The following is a 15,122-nucleotide window of genomic DNA, read 5'->3' on the forward strand; positions in this document are numbered from 1 at the left end:
GATGGCCTATATTTTACTTGATACCAGCTGCCAGCTCATCAACCACTTCTTGTACCGTTTGGATCTTTGTGATTGGCGTAATTCCAGTACCCACAGTGATAATACCACCTTCGCCAATACCTTCAAGCATACCGATACGGATTACACTAGAGCTACCCCCTACCTTAGCAATTTCTTCACGAGATGCGCCCTGGTTATCCATAGCCACCAATTTTTCAGCAAACGGTGTAGGCAACGAACGGTAGTAAGCAGGTAAAGTACGGTACAACAACAAATCTGCTGCAGATGAATCCACTATCCTTTGCTTTACTGATTGTGCTGCGGGGTTTTCAACAGTAGGAATAAAACGGCTTCCTAAAAAGACACCTTCTGCCCCTAATTCAAAGGCACTTGCAACACCGCGAGCATCACCAATTCCACCAGCAGCGATTACTGGAATATCAAGCACATCAACGATTATAGGCGTTATTGTAAACGTACCGATAATACTTGTCGGCAATGTTCCACCCTCATCAAAACCGGTAGCAACATAAACATCAACACCCATAGCTTGAGCAGTCTTTGCATCTTCGATCGTTGGAGTTAAAGGACGGTAAACAATCTTAATGCCCGCTTCCTTCAATGGGGTAATGATCTTTTCAGTTAACGTTCCTTCAACACCATTAAGAAGAATAACTTGCACACCTTCTTCAATGACAACTTCCAAAATGGGCCAAGTGAACTTCATATCAGCATCAGTAATTAAAGTTGTACCAAATGGTTTATCCGTCAGTTCCTTTGTCTTCCGGATCTCACGGCGCATACGTTCCGCGGTTTCCTCCGGTGAGGTTGTTATTGTCGTTTGGCCGGCATTAGGACCAAGAATCCCTAACCCTCCCGCATTACTCACGGCAGCAACAAATTCAGCATTCGTAATCCAACTCATTGGTCCTTGTAAGATGGGTTTTTCAATTCCAAGAATCTCTGCTACACGATTGTTCATTAATATTGTCCTCTCTTTAGCACCCTATAGTCGCAATACTGTACAGCTTAATTGGTCTCCTCTACGGGTTATGTTACAATAATCATTAGCTTGCTAATAATATTTGTATCCGTTAGCAGCCTTGGCAATATCATACGTCCATATGTTTCATTTGCGAAGAAGGCAATTTAAATGAACGTAGTACATATTTTTGTACTTTTAGACTGGGAGCGATATCATGCGGGTATGTAATGAAGGATTTGAAAAAGAGTTTATTGATGAAAAAAGAGATATGTATGCAATAGCCTTTACGCAAAATGTACTTTCGGGGCGATGGAAATATTTCATTATCTGGTATCTGGAAGGGGAAAGACGCCGGTTTACCGAGATCAAAAAATTCCTGGGAGGCTTGTCGCAAGGCTCGCTCACCAAGCAGCTCAAGGAGCTCGAGGACGACGGAATTATTCTGCGCGATGTGTATCCTGAAGTTCCGCCACGGGTCGAATATTCGCTGACAGAGAAAGGAAACAAGCTGTTGCCTGTCCTAAAGAAGATGGAGGAATTCGGTAAAGAATATGGGGAGAAGCCTGAATTAGATGAAGGATAAGGGTAAAGGTAAAGGCTCCCCCCTATTCAGCCAGCACATAAAATCGCGCAATCCAAACCAAAAACCTCCAAGATTATCTCCCTTTCTTACGACTGGACAGGGTTCCATTCTCTTGAAGGTGTGTTGATCTGCATCATAATTAGGACCGGCCGGGGTTTGTTAGATGGGGCTGATTTTCAGCAAAATTCTTCCACGTCCATGTCTGGCTTCGCTCTTCTCCAGTGCTTGATCCGCTTGGCTTAACGGGAATATGGAATCAATCTCCGCTTTAATCATACCTTCGGCAATTAATCTCGTTAGATGCTGCAAGTCTTCCCGGTTAGGGAATTTGGTATTGAACTTAGCTGTAACGCCATATTTTTCAGCGTTTTCTTGGGAGGGATCTTGAGTTAAAGAAACCAGGATTCCGTCTTTTTTTAGAACCGTCCAGGATCTCGATTCTGTCTCGCCGCCAACGGAATCAACCACCAGATCTACGTCCTTTGCGATATCTTCGAATTTTGTTGTGGTATAATCGATGACCTGATCAGCCCCCAACGATTTTACGAAGTCCACGTTAGAGGAAGAAGCCGTAGCGATCACGGTTGCCCCTTTCCATTTAGCCAACTGAACTGCAAACTGTCCAACACCCCCTGCTGCCGCATGGAGGAGAAGGGTTTGCCCTGACTGGAGCTCACCTTCAGTGAACAAGGCCTTCCAGGCGCTTTCTGCTCCTGCTTTGATCGTTGCAGCATCCTCAAAAGTGAGACTTTCCGGCATCGCCATTAATTCTTGTTCCTTCGCAACTCCATATTCTGCATAAGCGCCTTTGATGCCGCCAAAAACGCGGTCACCGGGCTTAAATTCCGTTATCATATGCCCCACCTCTTCGACAACTCCTGAAGCGTAGAAACCAGGGATGTAGGGAAAGGTTACAGGAAATACATTTTGAAGCCAACCCTTACGAATTTTAAAATCAAGCGGAATGACCGTAGCATACACGATGCGAACCAGGACTTCATCCGCTTGCGGTTGAGGGCGATCAATGGTGACTGCCTTCAAAACATTTGGATCCCCGTATTCGTTGACCAGAACAGCTTGCATAGATTTTTTCGACATATTTATCTCTCCTCCTATATAATCCATGGTTTGGTTTACTTTCATTTATTTTTCCAGATTTGCAGCTATTTTTTTGGCCAAAGCTGCAAACTGTACTTTTTCTTCAGCATTCAGATGTTCCGTTGTAATCTCCTCCAGCTTGCGCCAAGCCTGATCGACTCTGGTTTCTATATCACGCCCTTCTTGGGTGAGTGATACTATGGTTACCCGTTTATCCACTTCGGAACGGCTGCAGCTGACGAGACCCGCAGCTTCCAAACGGCGGACGGACTTCGCTATGGTAGAGTGATCAAGCCGCAACGATTTTGTGAGATCATTCTGAGATTGACTGTCCCGGTGCCATAATTGCATCAGCACCAGTTCCTGGCCCGGGTATAAGCCTGCTTCCCGAAGCAGTTGTCCCGCAATCCGGTGATGGGAACGAGCCAGACTGAAGATCGAGAAATTCACGGGGAAATGCGTGACTGCGCCGATTTCATCCTCAATGGTTTCGCTGTTGTCACTAGGCTTCAATAAAGTCATCTCCTTTTATGTGGTCGTCAACATATCTGTACACCTACAGTAACATTTAAATATGTTGCCGTCAACATAAATGAGCCGGACTCGGCACATTCTGTTGGATTTATCTCTTCCGTATTTATTTCGAGGTCATATTTATCAAATCCTCATCCTGTTGAAAGCGCTATAAATTCTCCTGAAATCCAAAGCTTCTCCTATAGTTTTCTTCCCAAGCTTCTTGAATAATAAAGAAAGGCACTGCAGGCCGCTACTTCACTAATGCAAAGGAGAATACCCATGCCGCATCCCTTCACCACTTTCAGTGAGGCCCTTTCTCAGCCCAGAAGCCTCTATTTCGGCGTTGTCTATCAGGACGGCAAGTATACGGCTAATGATCCGGTGAGCTTCTTCGGCCGCAAGCTGCCTGACCCAGAGTTAACTTTTGATACCGGGAACAATAAAACACTGGTGAACGTTCACATGAACGGCTCCATAAAAAATGTCACGGTGTATAGCGGCAGCTATTACAGTGATAATATTCCCGGCGTTTGGATGTGCAAGGATTTCAGGGAAGCCGGACCTTACGCCTACAAGGTGGAGCTCGGCGGGAAATACTATAATTTGGGCAGCGATGATCTGCCTTATGTCACTTCTCTGCTCGATAATCTGTTTCCGGTCACTGAATATCAGCTGGAAGCCGCCAAAGCCACTCTTCTCGTCTATGCTCCAACGTCGGCGGACGGCTCGAAACGGCTGCGCGGACTGGTCTACGGGCTGTTGCTGGAGAATCAATCCAGCCAGACCCTAACAGGTGAAGTTACGCTGCCTTCCGCCGACACCCTGCCGGACCAGTTATTCTCCGGTCCGGATTTCTGTGTACAGGTGCTCGGCCATCAGGCAGACAGTGATGGCATCGTGTCTGTTGTACTGGCCCCGGGTCAGACCTGCTGGGTGCCCGCTATCATCTATCCGGCTGGTGATCCCTGTCCACGGCTTGTCGATGAGAAAGGCACACTCTACTGGCTTAATGAAACCTGGGCCTATTTACGGGGCATCACCGGTCAGCTGAAAATGGACGAGGATCCGTTCGCGGCGGAGTTCTATGAACGAGCCCTTCTCCAGTGCATGGGCTCCCTTGCCATGGACAGCCAGGACACTCTTGCTGGTGCCAATTGGGGCACGTCACCCACAACACAGTTCACCTGGAACAAGGATATGTACTACTCCCTGCTTCCCTTTCACACAGCAGAGCCAGAGTTATTCCGGCAGGGAATGTTATGGTTCCTGAAGCATGGAGTTCGCCCGCCCGGTAACCGTTATGAAGGGGGAATTACCCACTCTCTCAGTAATTCCTTATCTTCTGTTGTCATGGCGGGTCTCTACTACCGGAGTACAGGTGACAAACAGCTGTTTCTGGACCATCCCGAGATTCACGAGTCGATCTGTAATCTCCTGGAGGAACTGCTGCTGACCCGTAAGGAAGATGAACCCTGGCTCTACCCTTCAGTATGGCTCTCCGATGCCTATTCACTGGGAGATTATCATACAGGCTCCAATGTGATTGCCTGGACCGCTCTTTATCATTATTCCCGGATTGTGGATGAGGTCTTCAGTGACACGGCGGGAGCAGAACGCTACCGGACCATTGCCGGAAGAATCCGGGAAGATTTGGAACAGCTGGCTACTGCCCAAGGCCCCTTCGGCCGTCAATATACAGAGGGAATCAGCAGGTACGGCAACAAGCTTACAAACAGCATAGAGAAATACAACGGTAAATATAAGGATTTCGGCATGCAGTTTATTTGGAATCTGGTTGAAGAGGGGCAAGTCAACCTGCTGCATCACGATGGTGAGGAATCAGATACCATTCTGATGCCGCTGTACGGGTACACTTCATATGACAATGAGACCTACAAGCATTACATGCAGTTCTCATTAAGCCCGCATAATCCAACATATAACCCTGAATCCAGGGGGATACAGTGGGGAGACCATTCTGCCTGTACCTTCCCCGGGTATATGAACGGCATGGGCATGATTACAGACTCCGCCTCACTGTCTGGTGAAGACGGGTATTTGACCCGGATACGCCAATTGACCGATGCCGACGGCTCGCTTTGGTGGTGGCCTTACAACAACGGAGCCGCTTATGGGGATGTAGTCCGTCACAATAACTGCGGGAAGTGCGGCTGGGCCTCCGGCGTTTATGCCGGGCTCTTTGTCTCCGACATTCTGGGTCTCGCTTATGATGCCCCTTCCCGGCAGCTGTCCTTCCGGCCCTTCAGTCCAAGCAGCTCTTTCACCTGGGATAAGGTCAAGCTGGGCAGCGGATATTTCAGTGTAGCCTACCGGAAAACTGATGATTCCGTGCAGGCAACGATCCTGAATCTTTGCCCAGTGACGATTACCGTAATTACCGAGCTTCGGCATGACAATGCCGGTAAACTCATGGCTTCAGCAAGCAATGGACAAGATGAGCTTAATGTGCATGAAGAATTGCCGGCCCGTCCGGACTCACGTCTCTTCAAGCAGCTCCTTGATCCGGGATGTTCAATCACCTTCGCATTACGCTAAGCAAGGATTTCGATTACATGGTTTAACCGCATTAGTGCGATTTATGTAGGTGCTCGTACAGGCAGGAGAATCTTAAATCCTGCCTGTACGGGCTTTTTGTGTTATAGAACGAGGCCACGCCGGGCACATAAAACAAGAGCACATCTCCATCATCTGGAAACATGCTCTTATTTTATGAATATGAGAACCACGGATCAGTCCTGCGCCAATCCCCCGGATCAGAAAGTCTGGAAGAACTGCTTCGCGCTGTCCTTCTCAGGCAGCGGCAGCCGAAGGGCTACGGGCAGCATCTCCGGATAAGCTTTGTGAGGCTCACGCTGATACCAGTAGGCCACCGAAGAATAATCATTGGACTGGGAGTTTCCGTGACCATGTTCGATACTGAAGCGAAGGGACTCCCGGAAGATGACCGGATCGACAATATGGAAACGGTATTGCGTAATTTTGCCGGAGTAGTCATTGAACAGGATCGTATTGCTCTCCCTCCATGCGTCCCCGTTGCCGCGGATGGGCGCATACAGGGATATCCCGTGATACGGGCTGTCGTATTTACCGGACGGGTAGCCCCAGGCTGCACAGAAATAATCCTCCGTACCAGTGCCATGCAGACGGGGCGGCCACGGCTCGCCGTCGATGAAGAACATGTCATCCCCTTCTCCAGGCCAGCTGAAGCCCGGCATCGGATTCAGGTGATCAATGCTGAGATTGCAGCCGACATAATGCCCCTCTCCCACCGCATCCATAAGCACATAGTTGTCGTCACCCGTCAGATTCTTTAGCTCATATACTTTCTGGTCGGCATAATTGGCCTTATCCTGCGCGTCATGCTCCAGCTTCAACGCCGCAAGATCGACCGTCCCCTGTGTAGGATTCTCCCTCCGCCAGGAAGCATGGAAGTAGAAGCTGTCCTCTGGAATCTGCTTCTCCACATAGTCAACGTAGAAGTACAATACCAGCTCATCCTCGCATTCATTGATAATCTCAATGCGTGCGCTGCTGCGGAACGGCATCTCAAAAAAACAGTTCATCGCCGCCTTATCCTCAATGACATCCTGTGTTGTTATCATATTGAGCGGCATGGAGACATAGTGGCTGGCAACCCCATGACCTACGCCGAAGAAATCGCCTACCGGCGAATCTACACTAGGCTCTTCTTCTCCATCCCAAAACATACGCACCAGCACTTTGCGGAAAGCATATTTATTCCGGGCTGCGATCGTCATCCAGATATGCTGAATGATGCCCGATCCTTCAATCTCTGCGATCGCTGCCGTCTGGCCGGCTCCAATCACGATGAAATCCCGGTTGCCCCCGGTCTGATCCCAACTGGATAGTCTGCGGGACTGCCCTTCCTTGCGCTGATATAATGAATTCATCCTATTGTCTCACTCCTTCTGCACGTTTAGGCTTTGATGCCTGTAAGTGTAATACCTTCGATAAAGTACCTCTGTCCGATAAAAAAGACGATAATCGCCGGAGCCAGCACTACAGTAGCTGCCGCCATCATCAAATGCCATTCCGCAGCGTACATGCCCTTGAATTGCTGCAGTCCAAGCGCCAGTGTATATTTGGACTCATCGTTCAAATAGACCAGCGGCCCCAGAAAGTCATTCCATGAAGCCAGAAAGGTAAACAGTCCTACAACGACCAGGGCGGGCCGTGTCAGAGGAATGATGATGGAGATGAAAATCCGCCCGTGGCTGGCACCGTCCACATAAGCCGCCTCGTCCAGATCACGGGGAATACTCAGATAGAACTGGCGCAGCAGGAAAATATTGAACGCCCCTCCACCGAACCAGGCCGGTGCAATCAGCGGAATGAACGAATTGGTTAATCCAAGCTTGCTCCAGCCGATGAAGGTCGGAATCAGCGTAACCGCATAGGGCAGCATCATACTGGATAACAGCAGGCCAAAGATAAGATCGCGTCCTCTCCAGGACATCCGTGCAAAGCTGTACGCGCTTATGGAGCATGTCACGAGGACACCCAGCATACTGAATATGACAATAATCGTTGTATTGATAAAATAACGTCCAAATGGCAGAATGGTCAGCGCCTCACTGAAATTGCTAAACCGGAAGGGGTTAGGTATCCATATGGGCGGCAGCTCAAAAATTTGCCCCATATCCATCAGGGAGCTGCGGATGAGCCAGATCAGCGGCAGCAGACTGAAGAGGCCCCCGGCTGAAAGCACCAAATACACGAATCCCTTCTCCATCCATGCTTTTGTCCTCATCGGGCTTCATCCCCCTCGTAATACACCCATTTTCTTGATGTCTTGAAGACCGTATAAGTCAACAGCATAATAATGATGAACAGCACCCAGGCAATGGCGCTTGCGCTTCCCATCCGCGAGAACTGAAAGGCTTCCCGGTACAGATAGAAGACATAGAACAAGCTGGCATTGTTGGGTCCGCCGTTAGTCATGACATAGGCTTGCGAGAACACCTGGAATCCATTAATGATCCCCATGATCAGGTTGAAAAAGATCGTCGGCGTCATCATGGGGATGGTAATATTCCGCAGCTTGTTCAGCTTGGAGCCCCCGTCTATCTCAATGGCTTCATACAGCGAGCGGGGAATATCCTGCAATCCGGCCAGGAAAATAATCATTGTCCCTCCCGTTGTCCACAGGTTCATTAGCGCCAGTGAGGGGACCACAGATTTCTCTCCAAAAATCCACTGGCTGCCGGGAAGGCCGATGGCGCGGAGCAGCTCGTTGGCCAGCCCCAAATCGGGATTCAGGAGCCATAGCCAAATGAACGAAATCGCGATGATCGGCACGATCGACGGCAGATAGAAGACGGTCCGGAAGATGGCTTTGCCTTTGATATTCCTGTTCAGCAGAATGGCCAGGAGAAAGGAATAGATAATACCGGTGGGTACGCTAAGTACAACAAAATAGAGTGTAACTCCGAGCGCCTTGTAGAAATACTGGTCTTCCCCGCTAAACATTCTGGTGTAATTATCCAGCCCGATAAAGGAGGGTGAATTGGACCCGGAATAGTCGGTGAAGCTCATATACAGGCTATAGATCATGGGACCCAGCGTAAAAATCACCAGCCCAAGAATGGCCGGTAAGGCAAATAAGATGCCGTACAGCTCATTCCTGAAGGAACTGCGCTTGGTCTTTGCACGGTTTACACTCAGGGAAGAGACGGGTTCCATACACATGTTTCCTCTCTTCGGGCATTGCCGGCAGCGGATGTGCCCCAAGAATCCGGCAGATCCGCCTTCCGGCAAGGTCCGTTATTTCAAATAGGTTCCTTGTATAAGCGGCTTGATTTTGGCTTCCACTTCGTTCATCGCTTCTGCGGCCGTTTTGGTGCCGAGCCATACCTGATCCAGCCCCGCTGTTACCGCAGCATCGATTTCTACAAAGTTTCGGACATTATTCTCAGCCGAAGGCTCTGCATGTTCGTAGGTGGAACGCATAACCGCATCCTGAAAACCGGCCGGACGGCCCGGAAGCTCTTCATTTGCCCAGCTGTCCACCAGCTTCGGATCTTCATACCATTGCTTCAGCTGCGGCATCCAGAGTCCCTGATGAAGCTCCAGTACATTCTGCGGATCCGTCAGGAATTTGGAGAACTCCCAGGCTTCCTTCGGATGCTTGGAACTCTTGAATATAATCAGGGAGCCTCCAAGGAAGAAAGTCTTATAGTCCTTCAGCACCGGCAGGACACCTACGCCCCAGTTGATCTTGGCCTTGCTCAGGTCCAGATGGTTCCAGCTTCCGTCTATGACCATTGCCACCTTTCTGGATTGGAGCGCCGTTGCCGGTGCCGGAATGCTGCTGGCTTGTACCGGGGAAGGAGCAACATGATGGATATTGATCAGGTCAGCAATCTTCTGGATCGCTTCGGTCGCTTCAGGCTTGGATAGCCCAAATTCCGCACCGTCCTCAGTCAAATAGTCGCCGCCGTTAGACAGAACCAGCGGCATGTAGGATAACCAGCTGAGGCTGTACTTCACACCGTATTGCTTGATGTTCTTGGGATCAAATCCCGGATCATCCGGATGCTTGCCGTTCCGGTCAAGGGTGAGCTTCTTGGCTGTTTCCACGAATTCATCCCATTGCCAGGCTTCTTCCGCTTGGGTTGGCGGCAGTTCAACCCCCGCCTCTTTGAACAGATCTGCATTGTACATCAGAGATGGGACTACCGAAGCTTGATAAGGTCCCGCACTTTTATCGGTATCCCAGTTCCACCAGGCGTACTGAAGGTAATCCTCCTTCTTAATGCTGGGGTCATCCTTCATGAGATCGAAGAAATTATAGATCAATCCTTCTTCCCCCATCTTCAGCTTCCAGGCGGCCGAGTAGCTTAGATCCGGTGCTTCATTCCCGGCGATCATGGCATTCAGCTTCTGTAAGAAGTCTGTGCCCGGGATATGGATGGAATCGATGGTGACGTTAGGGTTCTTGGCTTCAAAAGCCTTAATCGCGTCCTCCACCGCCTTCTTCTCCTGGGGACTGCCCCAGAATGTGAATTTCAGCTTCACCTTCTCTCCGGTGGCCGTGCCTGCTTCTCCGGTAGCGGGAGTATTGCCTGAACCTGAATTGGCCGTATCTGTTTGGTTTCCGCCATTACCGCAAGCGGTTACAATTAATGCAACAATCATTAGGAAGAGTAACATCAGCTTGGTTCTGCCAGTGTGCCTGCTCATTTTGTTTATCCCCCTTAATTCGGATGTAAGCGCTGCAGTCGCTGATTACAGTGTAAATGTAGCTGTTGCCGTTGCCTATGGTACGATCTTTCGTTTCCTGTACGATTTTACGGTCAATGATAAAAAACAACCCCGCAGGCCATTGGCCAGCGGGAAAGGTTGGAATATCAGCCATTATTCACGCGGGCCGGGATACGGTATGACCAGCTTCACGCGGGTCCCGAATTCAGGGACCGATTCAATCTCTATTCCATATTCATTGCCATACAGCAGCTTAATCCGCTTATCCACATTTTTCAGACCTATATTGGCATTCTCCTCCTTCAGCAGCTGTTCCATACGCTCCGGCTCAATCCCGCTGCCGTTATCTTCTACACAGAACCGGATGGTATTCCCCTGTTGCTGTCCGTAGATGGTGATCAGCCCGCCGCTCTCCATATTCCGGAAGCCGTGAATGATGGCATTCTCCAGCAGGGGCTGAAGGAACAGCTTCGGTACATTCACCTCCAGCAGCTCAGGCTGAATATCGAAATCCACACGAAACCGGTGTTCGAAACGGTTAGCCATAATTACTATATAGTCCTGCAGCCAGGCGAGATCCTCTCTAAGCAGCATTTGGTCTCTCCGGTTGTCCGTAGTATAGTGCAGCATACGGGACAGGCTGATCAGCATATGGCTAACCTGCTCCTTCTCTCCGTGTACAGCCATCCAATTTATAATATTCAGCGTATTATACAGAAAATGGGGATTGAGCTGAATATTCAGCGCGAGGATCTCCGTCTCCCGCTCCCGCAGCTTGACCACATAATTCTCATCAATCAATGATCTGACCCGCTCATTCATGCTGTTGAACTTCATCAATACATGGCCCAGCTCATCTCTGCTCTCCACCTTGATCTGCGCATTGAAATCACCGCCGCCTACCCGCTTGATGGCCAGCAGCAGCTTGCTTACCGGAGAAGAGATACGTGCGGAGATCAGATAAGCGAACAATAGCGAGAGAGCCAGCAGCGGAGCCCCCAGTGTAATAATAAAGAACAGAATGGTATCCGCAATATCATGGGTCAATGCGCCGGGCGGAATCAGCACAACCGACAGCCAGTTAGTCACCGGGGACACAGCGAAGCAAGCGATCATCCGCTGCCCGCCGGTAGTTACATATGCCGTCCCGCTGCCCTCGCGGCGCACCTCCTTCAGCCAGGCGGCGGATTCCACGGTCCCCAGGCGCGACTTGTCCTGATGGGAGATGATTGTACCGTCCTCACTGGCCACCATGAATACGGAACCTTTAATGGGGATACTGTCCCTAAAGACACCTGCATACACATCTTCCTTGAAATTCATCACCAGCACCGGTTTCTCGGACGCCCCTTCGGCCCGGACAATGACGTCATTCCGTACACAGGAGGGATTGATCTGCCGGACTGCCGAGAACATATAACGGTAATCAATATCTGTTCCCGCGAGCTCAGGCAGATTATGCATCCGGGTATAATCATAAGTCGGCACCCAGGCGATTCGCCCTTTCCCCTCAGCTGCGCGCCGGTACAGCTCAGAGGTGTAGAAGTGGTCCGGGGGATAGGTATTCTTGCTCTTGCTTCCATACACGAACCCTTGCGTGACCAGTTCAGCGGAATACAGATCGGCCGATTGCGAGAAGTATCTGCCAAGGATCCCCGTCACCATTTTATTGTTCTCCAGCAGCTGCACTCCCCCGGCCGGACTTGGCCTGTCAAAAATCTGGTACAGCTCACACTCCACCATCAGGGATAAGCTGTTGTCCTGAATGATCTTCAGCCGTTCGTTGATGATCTGATTGTTCTTAAGTACAATCTCACTGACGTTTTCTCGGGCCAGCTTCAGCATAATGTCCTTGCTTGCATAATAGTAACCAAAGCCGAGGATGGTGAGCGGTAGCGTAATCAGCACTATATAAGATAAGACCAGCTTATTCTTCAGTCTCATAGTCCACCTACAATACATCTTTCTTCCGGAACTCCTCCGGTGCCAGTCCAGTCTCCCTTTTGAATACCCTGGTGAAGTAACCCGCATCACGAAATCCCACGCTTAAGGCGATGGTAGCGATTTTCCGGTCCCCGTCCTGGAGCAGCTCTTTGGCTTTGTCCAGCCGCAGGCGCAGCAAATATTCGGTGAAGGTCATGGAGGTGTGCTGTTTAAAAAAACTGCTGAAATAGGCGGAGCTGAAAAAGAAACGCCGGGCGACAGACTCCAGCGACAGATCTTCCATATAATGCTCCTCAAGAAATGCCTTACACAGGCCGATGGTCCGCCCGCTTTTGTTATTTTTGCGTTCCTGAATGCTCTCTATGATCCGGTTTAGAACAGAGACCGCCCGTGCCTCGACTTCCTGCAGACTCTCACAGGCCGGGATTTGAAACTCCATCTCTGAAATGAAATTGCTCGCTTCATCCTGACGCAGCAAGACTTCGTTTCCTTTAACCTCGTTAACCAGAGCGTACAGAACAGAGTCTTTCAGATGAGCCGGGGACGGATAATCCCCTTCAAGCAGTCTCTGAATAAGCGTCTTCAAGGCCTCAGCAGCCGCAGCCCTGTCCATCCGCGCCAAGGCATCCGTCATGCCCGTATCCGCAGGAATCATCTTCAAGCTGGGCTTGTCAGGGTTGTAAGCGATTACATCGTAAAGGACAAGCTGGCCTTCGCCAGTATAAAAGGAGTATTCGAGCGCTTTCCGCGCCTGCTCAAAGGATCCCGGAGCCCCGCTATACAGATCGGCCACCCAGTTCCCTGCCCCCAAAGTCAGAGTCAGGCCATATTCCTCCCGGATCTGGCGGATGAATTGCCGGAACTGCTCCAGATCCCGCTTCATCAGCCACTCCAGGGAATGGCCCGGGGTCACAACGGAAGCAATCATCGGGTACTCTCCTTCCAGGTTGAAGGACAGCGAAGGACCGACCGTCTGATAGATTTCCCGCATCCAGTTCTTCACAGTGGCCTTAAGTTCCTCGAATTCTTCAAGCATATAAGACCCGGTAATTTCTTTCTGCTGAAACCTTGCCAGCATCACGAAACCTCCGTTTAAATCGGGGAAGAAATTGCGGATTTCCTGAAGCTCCTTCTCGCTTGCAGCGGAGCGCATCCACCGGCTGAGCAAGTGCTGCTCATAGACCGGGGCTGCCGAATGGAGCCTCTGCTGAAGAACTGCCCCGTTCTGAAGACTCAGCCGTTCCTTCTCCAGTGCCGTGTCAAGCTTGTCAAGGATCTCGGAGAGCTCTCCTAATGCCAATGGCTTCAGCAGGTAATCGAAGGCTCCGAGCTTTACCGCCTGCCTTGCATACTCGAAATTTCCGTACACGCTGAGAATTACAATTTTGACCCGTTCTCGGCGGCTCTCCATATGTTCAATCAGAGTCAGTCCATCCATATTGGGCATCCGGATATCTGTGAGGATAATATCGATCCGGTTATCCTCGATAATCCGCAGAGCCTCCAATCCATCCTTCACCATGAAAATCCGGTATTCCGGGCGGAGCTGCTTAACCATGTCGGATACGCCGCGGCGGTGACGAGGTTCATCATCGGCGACAAGCACGTTATACATTGCTCTCTCTCCTCTCGCAGAATAGCCTAATTTCAATAAGATAGTAAGGTAGGCGGTTGCACCTGTCAATCTTCATCTTCAGTCTATCTTTAGAAAAAGGCTGCCGAAAAGTTCTCGACAGCCTGTACCTTCTTGCCTGCTCAACTGGTATGCCTTGCCATCAGTTCAATGGGGAACATCCGGTCGACAGGCTCGGCAGGCTCCCCTTTCCATTCAATGGATTGAATCATAAGCTCTGAGGCATTCATTGCCAGCTCGTTAATCGGATGCCGGATGGTGGAGAGACTAAGCAGTTCCGACACGGTCGGCATGTCATCCACACCCAGTACCGCAAGATCCTCAGGTACGGATAATTTCAGATCCTTGCAAGCCTTCAGCACACCTATGGCTGAAATGTCGTTCAGGCAGAATAACGCCTGCGGCAGCTGTCCATTCCCTGCTAGCTGCGTGACCGTCTCATACCCGAAGCTCTCCGTCATATCTCCCGTAATAACCGTTGTAAGATTACCCTTCTCCTGCATAGATTGGGAGGCACCGTTCAACCGGTCGTCAAATCCGGGGACCTGTCCGTGCGGATAGGTCAGAATAATGATTTTGTGATACCCCCGTGACATTAAATGGTCTACCCCTGTCTGGCCGCATTGATAGTCGTTCACCCGTACGATATGAGCACCATACGATAAATTATGCCGCCCGATGGTGATGACCGGAACATTGAGATCCATAAGCCTCGGCATGAACTTCTCTGTCTCCAGGGTCGCCTTTACAATAATCCCATCCACCATCTGGATATTCATGAAGATTTCATCAAAGTCCAGGAGAATCAGCTTGTATCCCATGGTCTTCAGATGCTGCTTCAGCACCTTGGCGAAGTGCAGGAAATATAAATCTTCGAAATAACCGTCATAAGTGCTGTTCGACAGAACGAGTCCGATGGTATGCATTTTGCCGGTAATCAGACTTTTGGCAACAGGATTCACCTGGTACCCTAGTTTGGTAATCGAGTCGCTTATTTTCTCCCGGGTCTCGGGGCCCATCCGGTGGAAATTACCGTTCATGAAATGGGAGACCGTTGCTGGCGACACGCCTGCATCTTTGGCGACCTGTACTAGTGTAACTCTTTGTTTTGCCATTTG

The 15,122-nt window shown here is 50.1% G+C and carries 12 protein-coding genes; 2 read left to right on the forward strand and 10 right to left on the reverse strand.

The genetic code is table 11. The features are described from left to right. Positions 1–13: 13 nt before the first annotated feature. Complete coding sequence (locus NYE33_RS22410; RefSeq protein ID WP_042137553.1) at positions 14–982, reverse strand: NAD(P)H-dependent flavin oxidoreductase; 969 nt, start codon at positions 980–982, stop codon at positions 14–16. 217 nt (positions 983–1,199) lie between these two features. Between NYE33_RS22410 and NYE33_RS22415 the strand changes: the two genes are divergently transcribed. Beyond that, on the forward strand, positions 1,200–1,568 hold the full coding sequence (locus tag NYE33_RS22415; protein WP_081970015.1) for a winged helix-turn-helix transcriptional regulator: 369 nt from the start codon (positions 1,200–1,202) through the stop codon (positions 1,566–1,568). A 159-nt stretch (positions 1,569–1,727) separates the two neighbouring features. Here NYE33_RS22415 and NYE33_RS22420 read toward each other — a convergent pair whose 3' ends face one another. After that, complete coding sequence (locus tag NYE33_RS22420) at positions 1,728–2,666, reverse strand: NADP-dependent oxidoreductase (protein WP_341067620.1); 939 nt, start codon at positions 2,664–2,666, stop codon at positions 1,728–1,730. A 45-nt stretch (positions 2,667–2,711) separates the two neighbouring features. After that, complete coding sequence (locus NYE33_RS22425; RefSeq protein ID WP_042137550.1) at positions 2,712–3,179, reverse strand: MarR family winged helix-turn-helix transcriptional regulator; 468 nt, start codon at positions 3,177–3,179, stop codon at positions 2,712–2,714. A 282-nt stretch (positions 3,180–3,461) separates the two neighbouring features. Between NYE33_RS22425 and NYE33_RS22430 the strand changes: the two genes are divergently transcribed. Then, on the forward strand, positions 3,462–5,738 hold the full coding sequence (locus NYE33_RS22430) for a hypothetical protein (RefSeq protein WP_052421887.1): 2,277 nt from the start codon (positions 3,462–3,464) through the stop codon (positions 5,736–5,738). A 218-nt stretch (positions 5,739–5,956) separates the two neighbouring features. On the opposite strand, the gene NYE33_RS22435 is transcribed toward NYE33_RS22430, so the two are convergent. The 7 genes from NYE33_RS22435 to NYE33_RS22465 all read right to left on the reverse strand — a co-directional run bounded on the left by NYE33_RS22435 (position 5,957) and on the right by NYE33_RS22465 (position 15,119). Beyond that, positions 5,957–7,114: a glycoside hydrolase family 172 protein gene (locus NYE33_RS22435; protein ID WP_042137548.1), complete on the reverse strand. Its 1,158-nt coding sequence runs from the start codon at positions 7,112–7,114 to the stop codon at positions 5,957–5,959. A 26-nt stretch (positions 7,115–7,140) separates the two neighbouring features. Next, positions 7,141–7,974, reverse strand: a complete 834-nt coding sequence (locus NYE33_RS22440; RefSeq protein ID WP_042137546.1) for a carbohydrate ABC transporter permease — start codon at positions 7,972–7,974, stop codon at positions 7,141–7,143. Continuing rightward, a complete protein-coding gene (locus NYE33_RS22445) occupies positions 7,971–8,906 on the reverse strand; it encodes a carbohydrate ABC transporter permease (protein ID WP_336100269.1) in 936 nt (311 codons plus the stop codon). Before NYE33_RS22445 ends, NYE33_RS22440 begins: the two co-directional genes overlap by 4 nt. A gap of 81 nt (positions 8,907–8,987) precedes the next feature. After that, complete coding sequence (locus NYE33_RS22450; protein ID WP_341067622.1) at positions 8,988–10,406, reverse strand: ABC transporter substrate-binding protein; 1,419 nt, start codon at positions 10,404–10,406, stop codon at positions 8,988–8,990. A gap of 174 nt (positions 10,407–10,580) precedes the next feature. Beyond that, entirely contained in the window at positions 10,581–12,371 is a 1,791-nt protein-coding gene (locus NYE33_RS22455; RefSeq protein WP_341067625.1) for a cache domain-containing sensor histidine kinase, read from the reverse strand. 7 nt (positions 12,372–12,378) lie between these two features. Then, the gene (locus NYE33_RS22460; protein ID WP_340945408.1) at positions 12,379–13,986 is read right to left on the reverse strand and encodes a response regulator transcription factor; all 1,608 of its coding nucleotides are present in this window, start codon (positions 13,984–13,986) and stop codon (positions 12,379–12,381) included. Between the two features lie 140 nt (positions 13,987–14,126). Then, positions 14,127–15,119, reverse strand: a complete 993-nt coding sequence (locus tag NYE33_RS22465; RefSeq protein WP_042137540.1) for a LacI family DNA-binding transcriptional regulator — start codon at positions 15,117–15,119, stop codon at positions 14,127–14,129. Positions 15,120–15,122 lie beyond the last annotated feature (3 nt).

Origin of the sequence: Paenibacillus sp. FSL R10-2199 (assembly GCF_038000235.1) — a bacterium.
GTDB lineage: Bacteria > Bacillota > Bacilli > Paenibacillales > Paenibacillaceae > Paenibacillus_AQ > Paenibacillus_AQ phytohabitans.

Coding starts and splice junctions, on each gene's coding strand:
- NYE33_RS22410 (WP_042137553.1), bottom strand. CDS start 982: ATGAACAATCGTGTAGCAGAGATTCTTGGAATTGAAAAACCCATCTTA.
- NYE33_RS22420 (WP_341067620.1), bottom strand. CDS start 2,666: ATGTCGAAAAAATCTATGCAAGCTGTTCTGGTCAACGAATACGGGGAT.
- NYE33_RS22450 (WP_341067622.1), bottom strand. CDS start 10,406: ATGAGCAGGCACACTGGCAGAACCAAGCTGATGTTACTCTTCCTAATG.
- NYE33_RS22455 (WP_341067625.1), bottom strand. CDS start 12,371: ATGAGACTGAAGAATAAGCTGGTCTTATCTTATATAGTGCTGATTACG.
- NYE33_RS22465 (WP_042137540.1), bottom strand. CDS start 15,119: ATGGCAAAACAAAGAGTTACACTAGTACAGGTCGCCAAAGATGCAGGC.
- NYE33_RS22435 (WP_042137548.1), bottom strand. CDS start 7,114: ATGAATTCATTATATCAGCGCAAGGAAGGGCAGTCCCGCAGACTATCC.
- NYE33_RS22430 (WP_052421887.1), top strand. CDS start 3,462: ATGCCGCATCCCTTCACCACTTTCAGTGAGGCCCTTTCTCAGCCCAGA.
- NYE33_RS22445 (WP_336100269.1), bottom strand. CDS start 8,906: ATGGAACCCGTCTCTTCCCTGAGTGTAAACCGTGCAAAGACCAAGCGC.
- NYE33_RS22460 (WP_340945408.1), bottom strand. CDS start 13,986: ATGTATAACGTGCTTGTCGCCGATGATGAACCTCGTCACCGCCGCGGC.
- NYE33_RS22415 (WP_081970015.1), top strand. CDS start 1,200: ATGCGGGTATGTAATGAAGGATTTGAAAAAGAGTTTATTGATGAAAAA.
- NYE33_RS22440 (WP_042137546.1), bottom strand. CDS start 7,974: ATGAGGACAAAAGCATGGATGGAGAAGGGATTCGTGTATTTGGTGCTT.